The following is a 23,032-nucleotide window of genomic DNA, read 5'->3' as shown; positions in this document are numbered from 1 at the left end:
CGTCTCGGCAGTCCCATGTAGGAACAAATCCGCTCGCTCCGGACGTCGCTGCGTCTCGGCAGTCCCATGTAGGAACAAATCCGCTCGGCCGGGCGTCGCTGCGTCTCGGCAGTCCCATGTAGGAACAAATCCACTCGCTCCGAGCGTCGCTGCGTCTCGGCAGTCCCATGTAATTAAGAAAAGGGTGAAGTCTGAGCTTCACCCCGAAAGTTATACATTCTGATTTGTTTAAAAAAGCCGACGCCATGAAAATCCGGCGTCGACCTTAAGTCTTTGGACTCATTTCGCTCAGCATTCCTCCAGCGCGATCCCGATCCCCCCGCTCCGCGGCGCGCTTCGCATAATCGCCCGCGATCGCGATGTCGAAGACGCCCAGTCCCATCGGGTTAAAAAAAACCGGCATTTCTTCGGGCACGGCCAGCAGCGCATCCCGGCATACGACGTCCGCGAGCGTGCGCGCATCCGCTTCCGAGAGTCCGCATGCCGCGTGGAGCCGCTCGATATCCGTGTTTTCCCTGCATACCTCGGACCAATCGTCCACGACCGGCATCGCTTTGCCGAATACGCTGCCTGGCTCGTAGTCGCGCAGCGAGACGTTAAGGAGCAGCGCGCCGGCCGGCGGCGCCGCGTCGACGTACCGCTCGGCGGACACGGTGCACGTCGCGAATACGTTCGACGCATCGTAAAGCTCCCGCCAATCGTTCGCGATGTCCACGACGTCCCTCAGGTCCGCGGGAACCGTCTCCGGATCGATCGGCCGCAGATCGAATAGCGTCGCACGCTTCAGCCGATCGCCGAGCAGGTCCGCGCACATGTCGAGGTGCAGGCGGCCGATCGGCCCCCAGCCGACGATGCCGAGACGCACGTCCTTCGGCTGCCGCGCCGCCAAGTACGCCTGCAGCATCAGGCCGCTGACCGCCGCCGCGCGCAAGCCGTTCAGCAGCGAGCTCCGAATAAAGGCCGAGGGAATGCCCGTCCGCGCGTCGTTGAGAACGATCGCATTGCTCGCGCGCGGCAAATCCCGATCGATATTGCCGGGGAAGCCCGCCACCCACTTGATGCCGGCCAGCTCGAACGGCCCGCCGACGTAGGCCGGCATCGCGATGATGCGGTTGCGCATGTCGCCGTAGCGAAGATACGTTTTGACCGGACTGACGCACGCGCCGCGGTCCCGTTCGCGGACGACCGACTCTACGATGCCGATCAACCGGCGCCAGTCGATGCCGAGCGTCCGGATATGCCCGTCGTGCAAATAGATCATTCCTCGCCACCTTCGCTCTCCGCCCGGGCGGGACGCGCCTGCTCCGAACCCGTTTCTGGCGCGGGCGCAAGACCGAGCTCCCGCCGAACCCAGTCGTCGTCGTACACCGTGTCCATGTAGCGCTCCCCCCCGGTCGGGCAGAATCGCGACGCACGCCGCTCCCCGCGGAAGGTCGGGCCCGATCCGCCGGATCGCCGCGACGACGCCTCCCGATGACGCGCCGGCGAGGATGGCCTCGCGCCGGACGAGCGACCGGCAGCCGCTCACGCAATCGGCGTCCGATACGCGCACGACGAGGTCGGCCAGCGCCTCTTCGTGCAGGTCGGGCACCTTCGCGGCGCCAAGCCCCGGGAATCGCCGCCGGCCGTCCGATCCGCCGAACAGCGCGCTGCCCTCCGCGTCGACCGCGACGATCTTCGTCGACCAGCCCCGTCGTCGGATATAATCGCGGCAGCCGCGGATCGTGCCGCACGAGCTGACGCCGCAAAACAAATAGTCGATCGCCCCGAGCCGCTCCCCCGATCTCGCGCATCGTCGTCTCCGCATGCGCCAGCGCGTTGTCCGGATTGCCGTATTGGTTGGTCCAATACGCGCCGGGGATCTCTCGCACCAGCTGCTGCACCCGGCGAATGCGGGCGGGCAAATATTCGCCCGTGCGCGCGTCCGGCTCGGTTACCAGCTCGATCTCGCCGCCGAAGCTCCGGATGATCTGCAGGTGCCGCCGGGTCGTCCGGGGATCCGCCACGCAGATGAACCGAAGTCCCAGATATGCGCACAGCTGCGCAAGGCTGATGCCCAGATTGCCCGAGCTGGACTCCACGATCACGCTGCCTTCGGTCACTTCTCCGCGCCCGATCGCTTCGCGCAGCATGTACAGCGCCGGGCGATCCTTGGCGCTGCCGCCGGGATTCATCCATTCCAGCTTGCCGTACGCCTCGAACGGTTCGCCGGCGAACAGCCGCCCCAACCGGATCAGCGGCGTACGCCCGATCGCTTCCGCGATGCCACCTTCGAGTCTCATGCGAACCCGACCTTTACGTGTAAAATATTTTTTTTGTTTTTTACGGCGGCGCGGCTTTGCTCGTCGTCGAAGCCGGCTTCGGCGACGACGTCGATGCCGGCCAGCATGCCGCCCCGGATCATGGCGCCGATCTCGGGAATGCGGTCCTGCAGCTCCTCGCGCACCCGGCCGAGCAGCGCTTCGTCCGCTTCCGGCACGCCGTACAGATGTACGCGCAGGGCGTTGCCCGACACGTTGACGCGCACGCCCGCGTCGCGAATATGCCGATAAACCGCGTTTTCAATGTCGTAAACGCTGATTTTTTCCCCGTGCTTGAGCTCGGGGCCGATACGCTTCACGATGCCGCTAAAGCTCTGCCTCCGTACGCCGCCTGCGACGATGTCGCGCAAATCGCGGACGACGTCGTACGTGACGTAGCGAAGCGCCGGAAACGCCTCGCGGACGGTCGACGTGAGCACGAGCACCTGCTCTCCCGCCGGCAGGGGCTCATACGCCTCGCCCAACGTCTCGGCGCCGATCCCTTCCGCTTCGATTCCTTCGGCCAGCAAGTACCGACCGTGCCGATGATCGTAATAGGCGATCGTGCCGATCTCGATCGAGCCGTACGTATCGACGATCGCGTCCGGTTCGATGCCAAGACGGCCGGCGGCTCGCTCTATCCAGCCCGGCGCCGCGATCTCGCCGACCAGGACGACCTGACGCACGCCGAATGCGCGCGAATCTTCCGCCGCGAGCAGAATCCGGTCCAAAATCGAGGGCATCGTATAGAGCACCTCGGGGCGGATGCGCCGCAAGCTGTTCGACGTGCCGCCCTACCGGATCCCGATACGACAGCGTATGGACTTCCATGCCCAGGCTGCGAAACACGCTTGCCGCCGTCGCTTCGGCATGTCCTGTCCCCATATCCGATACCGCCGTCCGGTAGCCTCGGTTCCCGAGTATTTCGCGAAAGACAGCTTCCTTAATGCGCAAATACGCCGCTTCGTCCCGCTCGGAATAGTAGATCGTCTTGCGGATGCCGGAGCTCGTGCCCGAAGTCCGATAGCGGTGCAAATCGTCGCGGAGCGCGAGCGGATTGTGATCCGTATAATAAAAAAGCCTCCAGCACGGAAGCCGTGATCAGGGGCAAAGGCGCCTTCGGCGCCGCGTTCCAGCCAGGAAGTCCGCGATACCACGGAAATCGCTGCGCCATCCGTTCGGCAAGGACCTTGCGGCCCGCGGACTCGGACATTCGATTCACTCCCTGCCCGTCGAGGTCGAAGCCTATTCCGGGATGCTATCAACATATGTCGCCGGGCGGTCCGACGTTCAAAATCCGCGCTGTCGGTCGTCCCCAGCCAGCGGCAATCGCAAAAGTCCCTTGGCGTTCGTATGATAGATCAGCACAGGGCAGGGGGAAATGACGTGAAAAATCGCGATATACAGACCGTGTCCAGCAAGCTCATCAAAACGAGGCTGCTTCTCGGCGGCAAGCTGGCGATTCATGTGCCGGCCGCCGCGCCGTTCTCCGGGGCCGGGCTGAAGGAAATGTTGGGGAAATACGGGATGGTGTATGTAAAACCGGACACCGGTTCGCAGGGCGTGGGCATCATGCGGGTCGAGCGGAGGGCGAAGGGCCGTTATCGATATCAAGCCGGCTTGGAGCGGTTTGAGTTTGACACTTACGCGGGAATGTATCGATCCTTGCGTCGCGGCATGGGAAAAAGACGCCACTTGATTCAACAAGGCGTGCGCGTGCTGCGGCACGAAGGCCGGCCATTCGATTTTCGCGTCATGGCGCAAAAAAACGCTGCGGGCCGGTGGGACGTCACCGGCATCGCGGGCCGCGTCGCCCATCCGGGCAAGATCGTCTCGAACGGCAGCCAGGGCGGTTCGATCTTCGAAGCCATGCGGCTGCTCGGACCCGCAGCGGGCCGCACGGGAGCCGTCCGCGCGATCGGGGCGATGCGAAGATTGGCGCTGCTGACCGCCGGCCGCTTCGGAAGCGAATATCCGGCCATGAACGAGCTGGGCATCGACATCGCCGTCGATCGCGGAATGAAGCCCTGGATTCTGGAGGTGAATACCCGCCCGGACCCTTGTCCGTTCGCCAAGCTTGAGGACCGGACGGCTATACGCCGGATCGTCCGCTACGGCCGGAGGTACGGCAGACGATACTGCTTGAAGTGCGGCAAGGCTAAAACAGGAACGTGAGTAACGCAACCGGCTAACCGTCGTCCTCTGCGGCGAAAAAATGCTCTATGTCGCAGAGGCGATTAAACTTGTCTCTTCCGGTCGCGAAGTCTCTGAAGCTTATCCAAGGATAAACCCGTCGCTTCGCCGATGACATCGAGATCCAGTCCCAGCCTGAGCATGCGAAGCGCGGCCTGCTCCAGACCTTGCTCCAGTCCTTGCTCCAATCCTTCTCTCAGGCCCTGCTCGCGTCCTTCCTCCACGCCGCTGTTCCGAATCGCCTCCAGGTTCTGCTGCAATCCCATGACGATCTCCCCCTCTTCCTTAAAGTGGTTAATCATATCGTCAATGGCCTTGCTCGGGTCCGGCAGCTGCCTGGCGACCATGTTCGCCAGCCAGTTGAGAAACTGGTTCTTCAGCTCTTCGGGCATCGCTCGCACGGTCCCCATCAGCTTCGCAAGCCGATCGTGCAGCTGCCGGCGGTCCGCCGACTGATCGAGCAGAAATACGGCGCCGATCGTATTCGACAGCTCCAGCAGCTCTCGCTCGGTATAACGTTCGACATCGATAAGCACGTATTCGAAGTCGAGCAGCTCGGAGCCGAACGCAGACTGTCCCTCTACGAGCGCGCGAAGCTGCCTTGGCGCCGTCCATGGACGCTGGCCGTTGTACAGCACGATCGGCACGATAGCGGGGAGCGTAAAGTGACCGCCTTCCTTGAACGGCCGGTTGCGAAGCAGATACCGCCAAATCTCCGTCTGGTACTGAAGCAGGCGGTAGGGCATGGACCTATCGACGGTGGATTGAAGCTCCAGCAGAACATAAAAAATAATGTCCCTGCCCTTCATGCGGAGCCGATACACCAAGTCCGCTTCTCTGCGGCCGAAGTCCGGCAAAACAAAGGAGTGATCGATCGCTTCCAGCTCGGTCTCGTCGATCGCTTCCGCCCATTCGCGGGCGACGAAGGAGCGAATCAATTCGACGAACAGCTTCTTGCTCGATAGCAAGTAACGGTAAGACGTATCGTGGGGAAACGAAAAGCTTGCGGTCTTCTTCCCGCCGCTCACGCGCGGTCCCTCCGTGTCATACGTCCATTATAATGCACCGCTCTCCGCCGTAAAAGCATGATCAGACTCACCAATGCTCCCCCCTCCGACCGGAAAAAGCAAAAACCCCGACCAAGCCGTCATGGACGACCGTCGGGGTGTGCTTCACCGCTAACGTAATGCTTTTATTAAACCATAATCGAAGCAAAAAAGGGAATGCATGTTCGCGAATTTTATTCCAAGCCGATCCAATCGCTCTCGGCCGCCTGACGCCAGCGCGCGCGAATCGCTTCGTACTCGTCTGCCGGCAGCGCGCCTTGCGCCAGCAGTCTCGCATTGGTCGTCCAGCGGTGCGGATTCGCGGTGCCGACGATCGCCGAATGCACGCCGGGCGTCGAGAGCGTGAAGCGGAGCGCTTTGCCGACCGCTTCTTCCAGATCGTTTTGCAAGAAATCGTACTTCAGCTTCTGCAGCCGCTGCCAGTAAGGATATTCGTAAGCCTTCGGATCCGGCGCTTCGGTATGCCGCCATGCCACGTTGGCGACGGGACGCTTGATGACGACGCCCATGCCGCGCTCGGCCGCTTCTTTTAGCGTCAGATCGGCCGATTCCTGGTCCGCGATGTTCAAAGACGTCATCAGCGAGTCGAACGCCCCCCGTGCGAACGGCATACAGCGCGTTCGTATGGTCTCCGCTATAGCCGATGAACCGCGTTTTGCCCTGCTCCTTGGCGCGCTTCAGCACGTCGATGACGTCGCCCTGCCTCAGCACCTCCTCGGAGCAGCTGTGGAGATGGATCACGTCGACATAGTCCGTCCGGAGCCGTTCGAGGCTGCGGTCGATGCTCTGCGCCAGCATGCGGGGATCCCAGTCGGGCAGATCGAGACCAGCCGCATGTCCGCATTTGGTAAAAAGAAAATAGTCGTCGCGTCTGCCCGATACGGCTCGGCCGATGAGCTCTTCGCTGTTTTTATAGCATTCCGCCGTATCGATCAGGTTGAGCCCCGCGTCCAGCGCGCTGCCCAGCAGCCGATCGACATCCCGCTGATCGGCGCCGCTGAACCCGATCTCCGCGCCGCCGAACCCCAGTACGCTTACTTGCATGCCCGTCTTGCCGTACGCTCTTTTTTTCCATGAACATTCGCCTCTTTCCATAGAATCTATAAACAGTTTACCCAATCAAACGCAGATGCCCCGAAACGGCAAAGAGCGGGGCATCTGCCCCGCTCCCGCTCCACGTACTTCCCGCTTCCGTTCGCTAGACGAACACATGATGGCCGATTTTTTTTGATCGCCTTCAGCCGCTTGGCCTTGGCAGGCTCAAGCTGCGGGTTAAAAAAGGACAAGGCGCCCGGAACATTGTTCTCGCCGGACAGGGCGGCCTTGGCCGCCTTCAGGCTGTCCTTGGAAGGCGTCTCCCGCTCCAGGCTGCCGTTGCCGGCCGGGGAAAACTGCCCCGGCGCGTAAATCACGCCCCGCAACGTGTCTGGATACCTGTCGTTGTGCAGACGGTTCATGACGACGCTCGCGACGGCGAGCTTGCCCGCGTACGGCTCGCTGCCCGCCTCGGCCTCCACCAGCTTCGCGAGCAACGTCAGCTCGGCGGGATCGATCGCTTCCGCAGCGGCGGCGCTTGACTTCTGCTCGGTGACGTCCGGATCGAGGAACGTCGGCGCGACGACCTTGAGCTGCTGTCCGACGGCCAGCGCTTCGCTCGAGAGCCCGTTGCGAACCTTCAGCGCGGTCGCGGTCGTATCGTGCGCTTCCGCGATGCGCCAGAGCGTATCGCCGGCGGCGACCGTGTACAGCGCTTCTTGCCGGAGGACCGCGATCTTCTCCTGATCCTTCCAGCCAACGCTGGCGTGCATCGACTCCGCGACGACGCGCAGCGGCGCATACGTGACGCCGTCCTTCAGCCGGACCGTGCCGCCGATATCGTAAGTGCGGCCGTTCAGCGCGACATCGGACGATCCCGCCTTGAATGCGAGCGCGTCTCCGAGGTCGTTGCGTATCGTCGTGCGTCCGGACTCTCCGTCGTACTCGAGCGTCCAGCGCATGAGATCCGCCAGCTCCTTGACCGGCGCATAGGTCCACCCGCCGATCGTCCATAAGTTTTGGTTCAGTTCGACCTTCATGTCTGCTATGTATAGGGCGCTGATCGTGCTATTCGTACTATTCGCGCTATTCGCGCTTGCGAATGCCGCGCCCGTGCCAAGCGCCAGGACAAGCGCAAGGGCCAGGATCGCGATTCTGGTCAGCCGTTGAATGAGCTTCATCTCCCTTTTACGAAATGAAATCCATGATCAGCACTGTTCGCTATTATACAGACATTAAAAAAGGAAAAATTTAAAAATGAGTGATTTTTCATCCTGGGTAAGCGCTTGCTTGTCCCGAATTCTTCGAAAATGGCGATCGATCGTCGATAACAGACAGCAACGCGTATCACTCTACCGGCCCTCTCAGGTATGTCGTCCTTCCGCTCGCCGCCTATCCGATCGTTGTTTTAAACCAAAATAAATGCGTTTTAACCATTATTTCCTCCGCAGCCGGATCACCGCGCTTATTAACTGCTTTTGAGCACTTATCGCTCCCTGCTCTCAACTCTAAGCTCTCGGCCCTTAGCCCCACTGTATCGAGATTAGCGTAATTGCGCTTGATCCCCCTCCTCCAAACGCAGCTTCCAGTTTAAAAAATGTGCTGATTTTTACGTTCTGACATTCCTAAAAAAAACCGCTGGATCGTCCCAGCGGCCGCCTCATTGCACGTCAACTACATGGCATACTTCGACCGCCGGTCGTCGCCTCTTCGCACGCTAACTGTTGATCCACGCATACTTGGAATGGTTACTCCTCGCTGGCCCGCCAACTGTTGATCCGTGCATACTTGGGATGGTTATTCCTCGCTGACCCGCCAACTGTTGATCTACGTGCATACTTAGAGCCCCGGCGGCCTTTGTGTTTGTATATTCGCACGTGGCTGACGGACTGAGGAGCCCTTATTTTTATTCAAGTCGCGATTGGCGGTCTGCTCGCGGACCCAGGCGCCGCTATTTCGGGTTTGCCGGCCTTTTTTTTGTCGTGATCCGGATGAATAACGGCCCTCCAGTCCGAAACCATCGCCATTTGGACAGGTTTTTAAGATATAACGTCTCCTGGGTCCGATATTTTTTGCCTGACTGCCTTCAGCGGCTGCCCGCCGTTCTGATTCGAACCACCCGCCTGCCTTCTCGTCTTTCTTTTCTTAAGGTTAGCGTGTGGTTCCTTGATTTTCCCATGATTTTATGTGCTGAATCGTCCAAAAAAAACCGCCCCCCGGGACCGGGCGCGGTTGGATCTGATTATTTTTTTGCCGCCTCTGCGCTTGGCTGCGCGCCGAATTCTCGCGGCCAGCACGATTTTCAAAATTTCGCCGAAGCTGCTCTTCAATCCGTTCTGTTGAATCTCCTGAATGTCGGCGTCGGACAGCGTGAGCGAAGTCGCTACGAGCGACGATGCCCGGTCGGCGAAGTTATAATCCGCGAGATCGTCGACGTTGCCGGTGCCGAATCTGACGTATTCGCCCTTGTAATTGTTGTTCTCGAACAGCACCACGGTTCCGGTGCTCGTCGGCGAAGAGAGCTTCAGGCTTTGAAGATCGTCGTCCAGGTTGACCGATGCCAGTCGCTGCACGCCGATGTTGCCACGGAATCGCTTGGAAGCGCCCGTGAAGTTGGTGCCAGCGTACACCTCCAGCAGCGGGTAGAGCACTTTGGCTCCGGCACGCCTGGGCGCCGTTTTTGCCATTGGCTTTCTCTTGTTGATCATCTACAAATCCCTCCTTGATCGGTGATACTCCAATCTATGGAGACGAGCACCCGAGGGATTGTCCGTTTAACTATTAGACCGTCTATTTTTGGAACCTATTTTCTTGCGAGTTTGATAGGCCGGAGTCGCACGCGGCGTGCCAAGCGAAGCCGCCACTGTCTTTACTTCCCTTCGTTAATCGCTTTAATCGCCTCGACAGGCAGCTTCGGAACGCGGTCGTACGTCAGCAATCCGTTGATCTCCTGCTCGACGTCGGTGAGCTGCGTATAGCAATAGCCCTGGACGACGCCCGAGCCGAGCAGCGGCTGAATGACCGCGCGCAGCCGCTCCGCGAAGTCCTCGTCGTCTTCCGCGCCGGAATAGCCCCAGCCTTCCCACTCGCTCTTCTTGTAGGCGATGCCGCCGAATTCGGTGACGAGAATCGGCTGGCCCTCGTACGCATAACCGCCGACGGTCAAGCGTCGGCCGGACGGCATGCCGTTCGCCGCGCGATCCGCTTCGGCATAGCGCGTCTCCAGCACCTCGCGCCGATACTCGTAGTCGTGGATGTTGAGCAGGTCCGTCTTTACCATTTCCCAGCCGTCGTTCGAGACGACCAGACGCGTCGCGTCCAGCGACTTGGTCAAGTGGTACATCGTGAGCGCATGGTGCTGCTGCCGCTCGTCGATCTGAATGTTCGGCACGCCCCAGCTCTCGTTGAGCGGTACCCAGACGACGATGCAAGGGTGGTTGTAGTCGCGCGCGATCGAAGCCTGCCATTCGCCGACGAAGCGGCGCACATAGTCGTTCGAGTACTGGTAGGCGTTGGCCGCTTCGCTCCACAAGAGGAGCCCCAGCCGGTCGCACCAATAAAGATAGCGCGGATCCTCCAGCTTCTGGTGCTTGCGCGCGCCGTTGAAGCCCATCTCCTTCGTCAGCTCGACGTCCCTGCGGATCGCCTCGTCGCTCGGCGGCGTCAGGTTGCCGTCGGGAAAGTAGCCCTGGTCGAGGACAAGCTTCTGAAAATAAGGGCGGTTATTGAGATTGAATCTGCCGTCTTCGATCGACACCTTGCGCATCCCAAAATAGCTGGACACCTCGTCGATCTTCGTTTCCCCCTCGTACAAGGTCAGGCTGACGTCGTACAGGTTCGGCTTCTCCGGCGACCACCAGCGTCCTTGGCCATGGTCGTTCAGCCCCTGCAAATGAATCGTGCGGGCTTCGTTCGCGGAACGGATCGCGTAGATATCGCTCGATACCGGCTCGCCTTCGAACGTGATGTCGACCTTGACCTTCAGGTCTGTCTGACCGGCCCATCCCGCCACCGCCAGTTGCAGGCCGATGTCGTTGCGGTCGATGTCCGGTGCCCAGCGAACCGAGGCCAGATGCGCGGACGACACAGCCTCCGCCCATACGGTCTGCCAGATGCCCGTCGTACGGGTGTAGAAAATGCTCGCGGAGTCGGACAGCCAGTACTGCTTGCCCCGCGGCAGCGTAACGTCGCGGCTGTAGTCGACGGCGCGAACGACGAGCGTATCGCCTTCGCCTTCCGGGCGCAGCGCGTCCGTGATGTCGGCAAAGAAAGGCGTATGTCCGCCTTCGTGCGTGGCGATAAGCGTGCCGTTGACCCATACGGAGGCTTCGTAGTCGACGGCCCCGAAGTGCAAAATGACGCGCTTGCCCTTAAAGTCTGCCGGCAGGGAGAGGGCGCGGCGGTACCAGACGATATCGTGGAAGTCCGGCTCGCCGATGCCGCTCAGCTTGCTTTGAAAAGCGAACGGCACCTGGATGCGACGGCTGAATTCGCGAGCGCCGCCTTGCCACTGCTGCCCGATGCCGACCGCGGCATCGTCGAACTCGAATTCCCATTCTCCATTCAAATTGACCCAGCTGTCCCGAACGAACTGCGGTCTGGGGTAGTCCTGTCTGGGGGCGGACTTTTGGAATTCGGACATCGATTTACCCTCCTAATTAGTTAATCGAAAAGTTAATAATTAATATATCAATGCGCATATTCGATCACATCTTATCTCGGACCGGCTTGATTGTCAACTCTTATGTAGTATAATTAACTCCACGGTTAATCATAGAGACGGAGGGAACGACATGGAGATCGAAGTCGGTACGCGGCATATGCCGCTGCTGGAATGCCTGTCGTCTGAGACGCGGGTGCGCATCATCGAGATGCTGCGGGACAAACCGATGTACGTCAAAGAGATCGCGGACGAGCTCTCGCTCTCGTCGGCGATCGTAACGAAGCATATGCAAAAGCTCGAGCAGGCCGGCATCGTGTCCACCCATATGGCCGCTGGCACCCGCGGCAAACAGAAAATATGCACGCTCAGCCTGGAACGGCTTGTTCTCCTCTTCCAGGCGGACGCCCGGAAGCCGGAAGCACGCGATCCGTCCAGCTACGCCGTCTCCATTCCGATCGGACACTATTCCGCTTACCAGGTCAAGCCGACATGTGGACTGGCCTCGCCACGCAAGCTCATCGGCCTGCTGGACGATCCCCGCTACTTCGATGCGCCCGAGCGCGTCGAAGCGCATCATCTCTGGTTCGCCAGCGGTTACGTGGAGTATCGGGTGCCCAACTATTTGATCGGCGACGCGCGGGCCAGAGAGCTCCGCGTTACCCTTGAGATCGGCTCGGAAGCGCCCGGCTACAGGGAGGATTGGCCGTCGGACATTGCTTTTTCGGTGAACGGCGTCGAGCTCGGCGTATGGACCTGTCCCGGCGACTTTGGGAGCCAGCGCGGAAGGCTTAATCCGGCATGGTGGGGCTCCAGCAATTCGCAGCACGGCGTGCTGAAGACGCTGCTGGTGAACGAGGAAGGAAGCTACATCGACGGGGTGCGGATGTCGGACATCACGACGGGAACGCTGGGCCTGACGGCCGGCAGCGACATCCGGCTGCGCATCGCTTCGGCCGAAGAAGCCCGCTATCCGGGTGGCGTCAGCCTGTTCGGAAGCCGCTTCGGCAACTATGCCCACGATATCGAGGCGACCGTCGCTTATTAGCGCTGCGGCGCCAAGCCGTCCTTCGATCTCAACGCAAGCGTCGCCGCGACGGTCCGATCCAGCCGCTCTTTGACCAGGATGCGCGAGGAATAGCGCTCGGGGATGCCGGCGAAGCCCCAATGCACGCCGGCCAGCCCGCCTGCGATCGCGCCGATCGTATCGGAGTCCCCGCCCTGATTCGCGGCCCGCTGCACCACTTCTTCAAAGGAATCCGACGTCAGCAGCAGATGCAGCACCCAGCGGAACGTGTGCACGACATAGCCGCTGGACTCGCAGTTCGGCTCCCTGGCGAGCCTCTCTTCATAAGCGGTGCCCGCGACGGCGGCTGCGATCGCTTCGCGAAGTCCGGCGTCTGCGTTCAGCATGGCGAACGCGATCCGGTTATATATCTCGCACGCCTCGTTGCACAGCTCGTCGTAATGCGTCATCTTCGACTGCATCCGCGACACGCGCGACACGTCGGACCAATCCGGATAGCACAGCGCCACGGGCAGGCATCGCATCAGCGAGCCGTTGCCCGCGCTTTGCCCGAGATTCAAATCCGCGAGCAGCGCGGCCTCGAACCAATTGCCTTCGTACGTAGCGAGCACGGTTCGGATGATGTTCCCGATATCCTTTGGCTTGGACGCATACCATTGCAAGAAGCGCTCCCCGATCGCCCGGATCGGATCGTCCGGTGACGCCAGAATGCCGTCCGCGACGCACAGCGTCATCATGGTGTCGTCGGTCACCTCGCCGGGTTCGAGGCGCCATACGCCGCCCCCCGACGATCTCCGTCAGATAACCGTGACGGGCCGCGATCTCCCGCGGAGACATGAACTCCGTCGTGCCGCCCAGCGCATCCCCGACGGCCACGCCGTACAAGCCGCCTCGTATCCGTTCAGCCAGTTTCATTTTGTCGCCTCCCGCTCCGTCTCTATCCCAGCTTCATCCCGATTCCGTCCGCAGGACGCCATGATCCGCGAATCCGAAGCGCGTTCATCTTAGCCGTAAATCGACAGCTCCGGCGCATATTCGGTGAACCGGTACAGCTGCGCCGGCCGCTGCGAGTACCGGTTGGACATCGCCGGCCGGCCTTCCGCGTCGCGCACTTCCTCCAGAATGCCTCTGCGGCTCTGCGTAGAAGTCACCTTGCGGATAAAGTTTTTTTCCTCGAACGACGGCACGACGGCCGTGATTACCTGGTACAGCTCCGCAATCGTGAACGTCTCGGGCAAAAATTCCCTGGCGATCGTCGTCGTCAGCATCTCCCGGCGTATCCGCGCTACGGCATCCCGCAAAATGGTCCGGTGGTCGAACGCCAGCTCCATCTTAAGCGCCTCCTCGATCGGCCACAGCGACACGTCCGACGCTTCGTCCGACGTTCTGCGGCTTGCCACGTACCGCTCCTCGACGAGCGCGAAGAAAGCGTGGGAGATCATCCAGCCGCGCGGGTCGCGACCCGGCTCGCTGTAGACGTTGAAGTACGCAAGGTGCACGTCCGCAACGCCCGTCTCCTCCATCAGCTCCCGCCGCGCGCACGCCTCGACAGTCTCCGCCTCGCGGGTAAATCCGCCCGGCAGCGCCCACATGCCTTCGCACGGCCACTGCTTGCGCTTGATCAGCATCACTTCCAGCCTTCGTAGCGGCAGCGCCTTCTTGGCCCCCGTCCGCTCGGTCTTGGTGATCGTGAACACGACGATGTCCGTCGGCGCGCCGTCGGGCGTGCGGAATCCCGCGGCGGAGTATGATCCTGCATGGTTATCGTTCATTTGGAATATGACCCCTGTCGCTTAGTCCTGCAGGTTCCCGAGGAGCCTGGCTCTGATGTCGCCGAGCGTGTGCGCGCGCACGAGGCGCCCGTCGACGAACACGTCCTCCAAGAGATCGGTCCCGCTGTATCGATCGTATTCTTCCTTGTTCAGATTATCAACACAGATCATCGTACCGTCCTGCGGGACGACGCGAACGAGCCCCGTTTGCGACTTTTTGACCTTGCCCGCGTCCGTCTTCGGGTCTTTGTAAATTTTGCGTTCCTCGCCGTCCACGACCGCGTACGTCGACTTGAGCGCGTAGCCGAATGTGTCGCGCGTATTGTACTGGTACGTGAACGACCCGATGCCGAACACCATGTTGGTCGACGCGAAGCCCTTGGCCGCGAGCCGCTCGCAAATCTCCCGGCAGCGCGCGATCGTGATCGCGTCCCCGTAGATCGCGCCGATGTGGCTGTCGAGCTGCTTGTAGCCGCAGTCGGTCGTCGTGCCGCCGAAGATGTCCCACAGAATCTCGATGACGCCGCGCCGCGCCAGCGGCTCCTCCGCGTCGGGGTCGCCGCAGATGATCTTGACCGGATCGCCGCTGTCCGGCCGAATGACGACCTTGCCGTCCCTGCTCAAAATATCGTCCTTCAGCCCGCGGATGACGACGTCGAGGACGGTCCACAGATCCCAAGTATCCGACACGATCGATACGAAGCCGCTCGGGTACACGTCCTTGATCAGATAGCGGTACGAAGCGGCTTCGTCCCGTCCGTGCGCGCACATGACGCTATGCTCGGTCGCCGGGATCGAGGTGCCGACGAGCTCCTTTTCCATATCGGCGCCGTAGTGGTCCTCCAGATACAAAATCGCAGGAATCGTATCCGTACCGGTAAACGAGAGCAGGTGCCCCGCGCCGCTCGCCTTGGCCGCCTCCAGCGAGCCCATGCCCCGCATCGAGAAATCGTGTCCCTGGAAAGGCACGCCCGAAGCGTCTCCGTTCGTCTTCAGCGCGAAGTGCTCGAGCAGCTTCCGGTATTCGAAGGCGAGCTTCGCGCTCGTGGCAGGCCCCCACAGCTGGCACGACATGAGCGTCTCCAGGTAGTTCGTGAGCCAGAAAAACGCGGGCTGCGTGTTCTCGATCGTGAGCATCGGCACCTTGACCGGCACGAGGCTGCCTTCCTTAACGGCCTTAATCTTGATCGGCAGGTAGCCGAGATCGTGCAGCGCTTCGATGTGGGCGGCATCGGGATCCGCCGTGCCGAGCGCATATCGGATGACGCGCTTGTACTCGTCCGCCACCTCCGCTTTTGTCCGGCCGAAGAAGTGTAAATTGAAGTAATCGATCAAGTATTCCTTGATAAAAGCCTGGAAGCCGAAAGCTACGATGCTGTCGATCTCGGCGATCCGGCTCGTGCGCGCCGTCCAGGTCGAGTAGACGCGCTCCGTGCCTTGCGGGTATTGATTTTTGTGGCTCACCTTGTAGAAGTCGCACAATAGCGTAGCCGGGTAAACGTAGTTGTTCGTGTTCGTCGCGGTCATGGCAGCATGCCTCCGATCGGATAAATTTGGATGAATTCCGTGCTTGGACCGTCAAGGATCGTGTCCGTCGTATAGACGCGTTCGATCAATCCCGAAGCGGGGGAGCTTGCCTTGGCGGATCGCGTTCTCGCAATGGGTCACGAGCAGGTAGATCCGCGAAGCGCCCAGCTCCCGAAGCCGCTCCGCGCTCAGCAGGAACGTGCCGCCGTACGAGCAAAGATCGTCGATAATGATCGCTTTGAAACCCGTTCGATCGACGCTCCCGGCGACGTCCAGCTTCTGAATGCGCCCCGTGCGGAAGTCCCTTTCCCTTGTGTCCGACCAGTTGCCTGAAGCCGTCCACCTGGCCGTACCGCTTCTGCGCCCCCGCGTCCGGGAAGAACAGGTAATCCGCCGCCGGATCGAATCCCGTCTCCGCCGTCACCCGGCTCAGCAGTTCAAGCGTCGGGTACACCGCTTCGCTGCGGTCGAGCAGCGCGGGGGTGACGTCCGAATGTGGCTCGACGACGGTCACGCGCGCGAAGTTCATGGCGTTAATCATTCGCGCCGCGTACCTTAGCGTAAAGACCGACGCACCTTCCGTCCGGTCCATCCGGCTGTACGGCATGTAATAGATGTCCAGCGTCGTCCGTTGCCCGAGACCGCGTTCGTCCAGATAGTTTTTTACGAACATCAGCTTGATCAGGTCGGCGTCCGTCTCGTACTTGAAGGCGACCCGATTGCCGTCCGTCTCGCGGGCCAGCGCAAGGATCCATTCCCCATTCACCCGCGTCTCCCCCGTTTGGATACGTCTCGAAGTCCAGCGTCTGTCCGTTTAACCGAATCATGTCATTCACGCTCCCCCGCTTCATGATGTCCAGGGCCGACTGCAGGCACAGGTAAGCCGAGCCGAGTCCCGCCCGGTCGTCGAGCAGTACGTTAAAATAAATCTTCCTGCCGCCCGCGGAAGGCACGAACGGCGGATCTTCGTTGATGGCGTCGAACGGAATGCCGTTGTCCGTCAGGTAATCTTGGATTGCCGGATATTGCTGCGCTGCGCAGGCGGTAAAGACGATCAGGTAGGCGCCCAGCGCCCGGCATTCCCTGAGCAACCGCGGCACGTCGTCGAACGAGAGGCCCGCGCGATGGTAATCGAACACGGTGTTGTCGAAGTCGTACGCGACGACGAGCCGGCCGTACTTGCGCCACTCCGCCACGAGCCGGGACACGACATGATCATCCTCCAGATAGTAGTCCATCGGGATCGCCTCGCTTTATATCTCATTTTTATATTATCATAATGACAATATTAAAGAATGTCAAGGGGTCTTTGTGACCCGAAATAACAAAAAAAGCGCCGGAATCGGCGCGCGCGTTACTCCCAAGGGTATTTCGCCAGCAGAAAATCCGCGAACGCCTTGCTTTGTTCCCGCCGGATGGCGCGCATCTCCTTGCGGTGCACCGCGGTCTCGAACAGCTTCTTCTCCTCGTCCGTCTCGGGAATGACCTGCGGCACGTAGACAGGCTTATTGTCGTCGCCGAGCCCGACGAAGGTGAGAAACGAAGTCGCCGCGATCCGGCGCTCTCCGGTTCGGAGATCCTCGCGGATCACTTTGACGAACACCTCCATCGAACGTTTGCCCGTCCACGATACGAAGGCCTCGAGCGATACCGAGTCCGTCTGCCGGATCGGGAGCAAAAAGTCCACCGAATCGGTCGAAGCCGTGACAGCGGTGACCCTGCACAGCTTGGACGCGGAGATCGACGCGATGTCGTCGATGTGGGACATCAGCCTGCCGCCGAACAGCGTCTCGTGATTGTTAACGTCGGTCGGGAATACGCGGGAGGTTTTGACGCAGCGGGTCTCTTTAACGAACTTTTTTTCCAACTCGGCTCGCCTCCCTTTATCCCGTAAATGGTCTGCTTGGCTCATTGTCCCCAGCCTGGCGGACCTTATGCCCCGGGAGCGGTCGGAAGGGTGCGGGGGGACAGTGCGGGAGGAAGCGTGCGGAAGGAAGAGCGAGGGATGAAGGAAGGCGCGCTCCGGCGTCGAATAGTCGAATAGTCGAGCATTGAACAGTCGCACAGTCGCACAGTCGCACAGTCGCACAGTCGAGACGGATAGTAACAGTCAATCTTCGAATAGTCAAACAGTCGAAATCAGACGAACGCCATAAACGGCGAGCGCGATCGTACGCGCACGAAAGGAGCATTCCATGACCGTTGGCATTTTGGCGCATTTGCTCGGTACGCTGCCCTACGCGCAACTGGCCGACAAGGTGGCCGAGCATCGGTTTTCGTACGTGCAGCTGGCGCTGTCCAAGGCCATTGCCGGCATCGACTTTTCCCTCGGCAAGCTCAGCCCGGGACTCGCGAGCGAGATCGGCGGCGCGTTCGCGGACCGAGGCGTCCGGATCGCGGTGCTCGGGTGCTACGCCAGCCTGATCGATCTAGACGAGGACAACTTTCGCTATAACGTCGATCGGTTCAAGGAACATCTGCGTCACGCGCGGCATTTCGGCGCGCCGATCGTGGCGACCGAGGTCGGCGTGCCCCAGGACCCCGGCCGCCTTGCGCAGCACGCGGCGCTGCTCGACCGCGCGCTTGAGGAGCTCGTCGATGAAGCCGACCGATGGGGGGCCGTCATCGGACTGGAGGCGGCCCAGGGGCACTTGATCGACACGCCCGAGACGCTGGCGGCCGCGATCGAACGGTTCCCTTCGTCGTGCGTCGGCGTCGTCCTCGATCCGTGCAATTTGCTCGACGGCCGCACGCTGGACGACCAGGATCAGGTCGTCGACGAAGCGTTTCGGCTTCTGGGCACGCGTATCGTCAGCGCCCATGCCAAGGATCTGGTGCGCGTCGCAGACGGCGGCGTCCAAGAGACGGCCGCGGGGCTGGGCCAGCTGCACTATGGCCGCTTCTGGGAGAAGCTTGAAGCGCAGAAGCCCCACGGCTTCGTCACGCTGGAGGCCGTCGCGGCGGCGCAGATGGAAGCCGCGGCGCGCTTCGTGCGCGAGGGACGCGAGACGGCACGCCGAGGATTAAGCGGTGGCTGACGCGGTGAGCGCGAGCTGATGCGGTGGCGCGGGCTGACGCGGTGAGCGCGAGCTGACGCGGTGGCGCGGGCTGACGCGTTTAAACCATGGGCGGCGCAGCGCACATGCTCCTGACTTGGCGCAACCTGCAGCTGGCTACAAGTGATAATCGCCCCGTTTGTCCTGATCAGGAACAACGCCGGCTCTCGGCTCGCGCGATGCGCCCCGTTGTTCCTGGTTAGGAACAACGCCAGCTCTCGGCCCGGGCGATGCGCCCCGTTGTTCCTGGTTAGGAACAACGCCAGCTCTCGGCCCGGGCGATGCGCCACGTTGTTCCTGGTTAGGAACAACGCCAGCTCTCGGCTCAAGCGATGCGCCACGTTGTTCACGGTTAGGAACAACGCCAGCCATCGGCTCGCGCGATGCGCCCCGTTGTTCCTGGTTAGGAACAACGCCAGCTCACGACTCGCGCGATGCGCCCCGTTGTTCCTGGTTAGGAACAACGCCAGCTCTCGGCCCGGGCGCTGCACCCCGTTGTTCCCGGTTAGGAACAACGCCAGCTCTCGGCTCGCGCGATGCGCCCCGTTGTTCCCGGTTAGGAACAACGCCGGCTCACGACTCGCGCGATGCGCCCCATTGTTCCTGGTTAGGAACAACGCCAGCTCACGACTCGCGCGATGCGCTCCGTTGTTCCCGGTTAGGAACAGCGCCGGCTCACGACTCGCGCGATGCGCCCCGTTGTTCTTGGTTAGGAACAACGCCAGCTCTCGGCTCGCGCGATGCGCCCCGTTGTTCCTGGTTAGGAACAACGCCAGCTCTCGGCTCGCGCGATGCGCCCCGTTGTTCCCGGTTAGGAACAACGCCAGCTCTCGGCTCGCGCGATGCGCCCCGTTGTTCCCGGTTAGGAACAACGCCGGCTCACGGCTCAAGCGATGCGCCCCGTTGTTCCCGGTTAGGAACAACGCCGGCTCACGACTCGGGGAAGCGCTTGGGTGATCCTAGTGCCAACGCAAAAATCCACGGTAGCCGGTCGTTTTTGGCAAAATCGAATGTGTGACGGGAGAAAATGCCGGACTTTTGCGCGATTGATGGCGGAGATGCGTCATGCACCACAAAATAGGATGCACCTCAAAAAAAGGATGAAGCAGCCCCATGCTGCCTCATCCTTTTTTTGCATTCATCAAAGTCCTTAAATCAACTTTTTCGCATACCACCTGTCCCCGCGGAACCGCTTCAGGAACAGGATGCCCCGCACGCCCCATTCGCAGTTCATCGCGAGCCAGACTCCGATAATGCCGAACCCGAGCGTGATCCCCAGGATGTAGCCGAGCACGATCCGGAACAGCCACATGGACAGCATCGACGCTATCGAGGTGAAGCGGGCGTCCCCGGCTGCTCTTAGTCCCGCGGGCAGGATGAAGCTGATCGACCAGAGCGGGATCTGCGCGATCGCGTTGATGAGCGTCAGCCAGAAAATATCGTCCACGATGTCGGCCGGCGGATGGAACAGGCTCACCAGCGGATGGAAAAGCGGCATCAGGATGGCGGTCATCACCACGAACGAGCAGGAGGAGAGCCAGATAAACGACTTGATGAACTTGCGGGCGTCCCCGACGTTGCGGCCGCCGATGCATTGGCCCACGACCGTGACGATCGTCAGCGACATCGCGCCGGCCGGTATCTGGTACACCATCGCGATCGTGCCGCTGATGGCGTTCGCCGCGAGCGCATAGGTGCCCATGCTGACGATGAACACCTGGGTCAGCATTTTGCCCCCGTTAAAAAACATCTGCTCCGCCGCGAACGGCACGCCGATCGTCATGATCCGCTTCAGCATGTCCCACGGCACGCGGACCAGCTGTCCGACGCGCAGCCGCAGCGACGTATCGATCCGCAAAATGTACACGATCGCGCAGACTGCCGCCGCGTATCGCGCAATGTTGACCGCGATCGTCATGCCGAGCACGCCCATGTCCAGCCCGTTGATGAAGACGAAATTCAGAATGACGTACAGCAGATTCATAATGAGCGACAGGATCAACGACACCCGGGACCTCCCGATGCCCCGCATCGCCCCGCATACGGCCTGGACGACGCCGATGCCGAGGTAGGACGCGCAGCTGCCGATCAAATACACGCGAGCGTGGTCCAACACGTCGGGCGACGCCCTGCCGAACAGCACCTGAAGCACCGGCGCATGCAGCAACGCTACCAGCAGGCCGATGCCCAGCGACAGCAGCGCGACCGAGGCGACCGTCCCCGCTGCGGCTTTGGAGATCATCTCTTCCTTGCCGCTGCCCTTGTACTGCGCGACGACGACCGTGCCCCCGGTGGCCACGGCGACGAAGACGTTGATCAGGAAAATGTTCAGCGAATCGACGGTGCTGACCGCGCCGACCGCCGCGACGCCGGACGAGCTGATCATGGCGGTATTCACGAGGTTGAGACCGACGATAAAGGCCTGGTCGATCAGGATCGGGATAAATAAAGCGATCACTTTGCGGTAATCCATGGACGACCCGGTCAAACGCCTGTCCAGATAAGCGTGCGTCCGCGCCTTGAGTTGAAGCGGTCTCACCTTATCACTTCTTTTCCCGGATAATCGTTGCTTCGCAACCTTTGCAAACGTTATACCTGCGGGTCCTATTCTAGTGGCAAAAAGAAAAATCCACAACCTCGGCAGGCTGCGGACAGGGATCGCATATGGGGGAAAAACGCCTGCTTGCGCCGGAGAACGGCTTACAGCGCCGCTTTCCGCTGGTTTTTCCGATGCTGCTTAAGCTGGTGGTCCGACGAGATCAGAATCGGCAGCACCTTTTCGCTGCGGACCATGACCGACTTGCAGATCATGCACGTAGGCACGTCCTCGAACGAGAAGTTGTCGCGGATCCAACCTTTGCAGCCGTCTTTGGTGCAGGACCAGATCGTCGTCATTTCTTCGGGTAAATTTTCCAACGGTTTATTCCAAGAATAATTCAATGGATCGTCCCCCTTCAAATAAAAAATCCCCAAAACGAGTCGTTCGGGGATTCATTCTTCATTTACAGTTTGATGACGTTCTCGGCTTGCTGGCCGCGATTGCCTTGGACGACGTTGAACTCGACGCGTTGGCCTTCGTCCAGCGACTTGAAGCCTTCGCCGACGATCGCGCTGAAGTGTACGAATACGTCCTCGCCGCCTTCGACCTCGATAAACCCGAATCCTTTTTCTGCGTTAAACCATTTCACTGTTCCGTTTTGCATGAAAACACCTCCATTTTTTACATGAGCTTCTCATTTTAAGGTACAAAATAAAAAATTCATATATTGCACAAGGTTAGTCATTAAAATAATAACCCTCTGCAATAGATGAATTTAAGGTCACGATTCCAATAAGACAACTATATCACAGCAACTGGCGAAAAGCAATCCGCATGCGGGCAACGCGCTTCGCCGGCCGTCAATAGACATCGGGCATCCCCCTGATACAGGCGGACGCCCGATGTCTACCGTCCTCGTCGGTCCACGCTTAAGTCCGAGACCTCAACGCGCCCACGATTCGGTCATAACGACAGGCTCGATCCTGCCGCCGCCGATCCGCATGCGATCGATGCACAACCTGCGATTCCCCGGCTCCGTGTCGCCGATCGTTCGGCGATGGTATACGATCAGCCATTCGTCCGACGCCTCCAGGTGCAGGTAACCATGGTGCCCGGGGCCCTCCGCGATCGGCTCCTGCCTTTCCAGGATCGTGCCCTCGTTCCCGAACGGACCGAGCGGATTGTCGCTCACGCCGTACGCTACGCGATACGTGCCGTTCGTCCATCCGCCCATGGACCACATCAGGTAATAAAGCCCGTCCTTTTTTGATCATGCAAGGGCCTTCCACATATCCCTCCGGCGTAATGGAGCGGAACACTTCTTCCCCATCGCCTTCGTCCGTCAAGGGAACGAAACCGGTCATCTCCCCGTTCATCCGCGCGACGTTGCAATGTCCCCAGCCGCCGTAGTACAGGTAGACGGTTCCGTCGTCGTCCTTGAAGAGATGCGCGTCGATCGGCTGCGCCCGATGAATGAACTTGTCCACCAACGGCTTTCCGAGGCAGCCCCGGTACGGCCCTTCCGGACGATCCGCCACGGCGATCTCCAAGCCCCCCCGTCTCCTCGTCCGACTGAATGTCGTTCGAAGCGAATACGAGATAGTATCGCCCCCGGTGCTCGATCTGCGTCGGCGCCCAGACCGCTCGCCATACCCAAGGGAAATCCGTCATGTCTACGATGCCCTCGTGTTTGTCCCAGTGGATGAGATCGGCGGAGCTGAACGCGTCCAGATTCATCTGCATCGTATATTCCGTGAAGGAGCGCGTGGCGAAAATCCAGTGCTTCCCCTCATACGTTCTGGCCTCGGGGTCTGCGTACCACCCGGGCACGATCGGATTGTTTATTTTCACGGGTC

19 protein-coding genes and 5 pseudogenes are annotated in these 23,032 nt (G+C 60.6%); 3 read left to right on the top strand and 21 right to left on the bottom strand.

From position 1 onward, the window contains the following. Positions 1–265 precede the first annotated feature (265 nt). From OMP40_RS39880 to OMP40_RS09200, 3 genes and pseudogenes are all read right to left on the bottom strand, one after another. Positions 266–1,807 (bottom strand): pyridoxal-phosphate dependent enzyme, encoded by a 1,542-nt coding sequence (locus tag OMP40_RS39880; RefSeq protein ID WP_338131071.1) that lies wholly within the window; start codon positions 1,805–1,807, stop codon positions 266–268. 34 nt (positions 1,808–1,841) lie between these two features. After that, positions 1,842–2,282 (bottom strand): annotated as a pseudogene (locus OMP40_RS39875) (pyridoxal-phosphate dependent enzyme); the annotation flags it as partial. Beyond that, positions 2,279–3,076, bottom strand: a complete 798-nt coding sequence (locus tag OMP40_RS09200; protein WP_277530834.1) for a phenylacetate--CoA ligase family protein — start codon at positions 3,074–3,076, stop codon at positions 2,279–2,281. The gene OMP40_RS09200 and the pseudogene OMP40_RS39875, both read right to left, overlap by 4 nt. Positions 3,077–3,686: 610 nt before the next feature. On the opposite strand from OMP40_RS09200, the gene OMP40_RS09195 reads away from it, so the two are divergent. After that, a complete protein-coding gene (locus OMP40_RS09195; RefSeq protein WP_277530832.1) occupies positions 3,687–4,475 on the top strand; it encodes a YheC/YheD family protein in 789 nt (262 codons plus the stop codon). A gap of 62 nt (positions 4,476–4,537) precedes the next feature. Here the strand turns inward: OMP40_RS09195 and OMP40_RS09190 are convergent, their stop codons facing one another. The 5 genes and pseudogenes from OMP40_RS09190 to OMP40_RS09170 all read right to left on the bottom strand — a co-directional run bounded on the left by OMP40_RS09190 (position 4,538) and on the right by OMP40_RS09170 (position 11,237). Continuing rightward, positions 4,538–5,521: an Rpn family recombination-promoting nuclease/putative transposase gene (locus tag OMP40_RS09190; protein ID WP_277530830.1), complete on the bottom strand. Its 984-nt coding sequence runs from the start codon at positions 5,519–5,521 to the stop codon at positions 4,538–4,540. 212 nt (positions 5,522–5,733) lie between these two features. Further along, positions 5,734–6,655: pseudogene (locus tag OMP40_RS09185) on the bottom strand (aldo/keto reductase). 5 nt (positions 6,656–6,660) lie between these two features. Next, positions 6,661–7,776 carry a cell wall hydrolase gene (locus OMP40_RS09180; protein WP_277530828.1) on the bottom strand — a complete coding sequence of 372 codons (1,116 nt, stop codon included), beginning with the start codon at positions 7,774–7,776 and terminating at the stop codon, positions 6,661–6,663. Positions 7,777–8,778: 1,002 nt separating this feature from the next. Next, positions 8,779–9,303: a hypothetical protein gene (locus OMP40_RS09175; protein WP_277530826.1), complete on the bottom strand. Its 525-nt coding sequence runs from the start codon at positions 9,301–9,303 to the stop codon at positions 8,779–8,781. A 161-nt stretch (positions 9,304–9,464) separates the two neighbouring features. Then, entirely contained in the window at positions 9,465–11,237 is a 1,773-nt protein-coding gene (locus OMP40_RS09170; protein WP_277530825.1) for a glycoside hydrolase family 2 protein, read from the bottom strand. Between the two features lie 151 nt (positions 11,238–11,388). On the opposite strand from OMP40_RS09170, the gene OMP40_RS09165 reads away from it, so the two are divergent. Continuing rightward, a complete protein-coding gene (locus tag OMP40_RS09165) occupies positions 11,389–12,303 on the top strand; it encodes an ArsR/SmtB family transcription factor (protein WP_277530823.1) in 915 nt (304 codons plus the stop codon). Here the strand turns inward: OMP40_RS09165 and OMP40_RS09160 are convergent. From OMP40_RS09160 to OMP40_RS09135, 7 genes and pseudogenes are all read right to left on the bottom strand, one after another. Beyond that, the gene (locus tag OMP40_RS09160; RefSeq protein ID WP_338131070.1) at positions 12,300–13,019 is read right to left on the bottom strand and encodes an ADP-ribosylglycohydrolase family protein; all 720 of its coding nucleotides are present in this window, start codon (positions 13,017–13,019) and stop codon (positions 12,300–12,302) included. The two genes, OMP40_RS09165 and OMP40_RS09160, sit on opposite strands and share 4 nt — an antisense overlap. Positions 13,020–13,119: 100 nt before the next feature. Then, positions 13,120–13,197: pseudogene (locus tag OMP40_RS39870) on the bottom strand (hypothetical protein); the annotation flags it as partial. Between the two features lie 89 nt (positions 13,198–13,286). Further along, a complete protein-coding gene (locus OMP40_RS09155) occupies positions 13,287–14,054 on the bottom strand; it encodes an NUDIX hydrolase (RefSeq protein WP_277530822.1) in 768 nt (255 codons plus the stop codon). A 21-nt stretch (positions 14,055–14,075) separates the two neighbouring features. Beyond that, positions 14,076–15,581 carry a nicotinate phosphoribosyltransferase gene (locus OMP40_RS09150; RefSeq protein ID WP_277530821.1) on the bottom strand — a complete coding sequence of 502 codons (1,506 nt, stop codon included), beginning with the start codon at positions 15,579–15,581 and terminating at the stop codon, positions 14,076–14,078. A gap of 85 nt (positions 15,582–15,666) precedes the next feature. Beyond that, positions 15,667–16,122 (bottom strand): hypothetical protein, encoded by a 456-nt coding sequence (locus tag OMP40_RS39865; protein WP_338131069.1) that lies wholly within the window; start codon positions 16,120–16,122, stop codon positions 15,667–15,669. Beyond that, on the bottom strand, positions 16,115–16,819 hold the full coding sequence (locus OMP40_RS09140) for a hypothetical protein (protein WP_277530820.1): 705 nt from the start codon (positions 16,817–16,819) through the stop codon (positions 16,115–16,117). Before OMP40_RS09140 ends, OMP40_RS39865 begins: the two co-directional genes overlap by 8 nt. Positions 16,820–16,935: 116 nt before the next feature. Next, positions 16,936–17,448: an acyl-CoA thioesterase gene (locus OMP40_RS09135; protein WP_277530819.1), complete on the bottom strand. Its 513-nt coding sequence runs from the start codon at positions 17,446–17,448 to the stop codon at positions 16,936–16,938. 328 nt (positions 17,449–17,776) lie between these two features. Here OMP40_RS09135 and OMP40_RS09130 point away from each other — a divergent pair, with 328 nt between their 5' ends. Further along, a complete protein-coding gene (locus OMP40_RS09130; RefSeq protein WP_277530818.1) occupies positions 17,777–18,619 on the top strand; it encodes a sugar phosphate isomerase/epimerase family protein in 843 nt (280 codons plus the stop codon). A gap of 1,168 nt (positions 18,620–19,787) precedes the next feature. Here the strand turns inward: OMP40_RS09130 and OMP40_RS09125 are convergent. The 6 genes and pseudogenes from OMP40_RS09125 to OMP40_RS09100 form a co-directional block, all read right to left on the bottom strand. Next, positions 19,788–21,176, bottom strand: a complete 1,389-nt coding sequence (locus OMP40_RS09125) for an MATE family efflux transporter (protein WP_277530816.1) — start codon at positions 21,174–21,176, stop codon at positions 19,788–19,790. Positions 21,177–21,337: 161 nt separating this feature from the next. Then, complete coding sequence (locus OMP40_RS09120; protein WP_217594140.1) at positions 21,338–21,577, bottom strand: cold-shock protein; 240 nt, start codon at positions 21,575–21,577, stop codon at positions 21,338–21,340. A gap of 62 nt (positions 21,578–21,639) precedes the next feature. After that, positions 21,640–21,840: a cold-shock protein gene (locus tag OMP40_RS09115; RefSeq protein WP_277530813.1), complete on the bottom strand. Its 201-nt coding sequence runs from the start codon at positions 21,838–21,840 to the stop codon at positions 21,640–21,642. 279 nt (positions 21,841–22,119) lie between these two features. Beyond that, positions 22,120–22,419 carry a family 43 glycosylhydrolase gene (locus OMP40_RS09110; protein WP_277530811.1) on the bottom strand — a complete coding sequence of 100 codons (300 nt, stop codon included), beginning with the start codon at positions 22,417–22,419 and terminating at the stop codon, positions 22,120–22,122. Positions 22,420–22,504: 85 nt separating this feature from the next. Further along, positions 22,505–22,714 (bottom strand): annotated as a pseudogene (locus tag OMP40_RS09105) (arabinan endo-1,5-alpha-L-arabinosidase); the annotation flags it as partial. Positions 22,715–22,820: 106 nt separating this feature from the next. Then, positions 22,821–23,006, bottom strand: a pseudogene (locus OMP40_RS09100) (arabinan endo-1,5-alpha-L-arabinosidase); the annotation flags it as partial. Positions 23,007–23,032 lie beyond the last annotated feature (26 nt).

Origin of the sequence: Cohnella rhizosphaerae (genome assembly GCF_029525575.1) — a bacterium.
GTDB classification, from domain to species: Bacteria; Bacillota; Bacilli; order Paenibacillales; family Paenibacillaceae; genus Cohnella; species Cohnella rhizosphaerae.
This window is presented reverse-complemented; position numbering and strand designations above follow the sequence as displayed.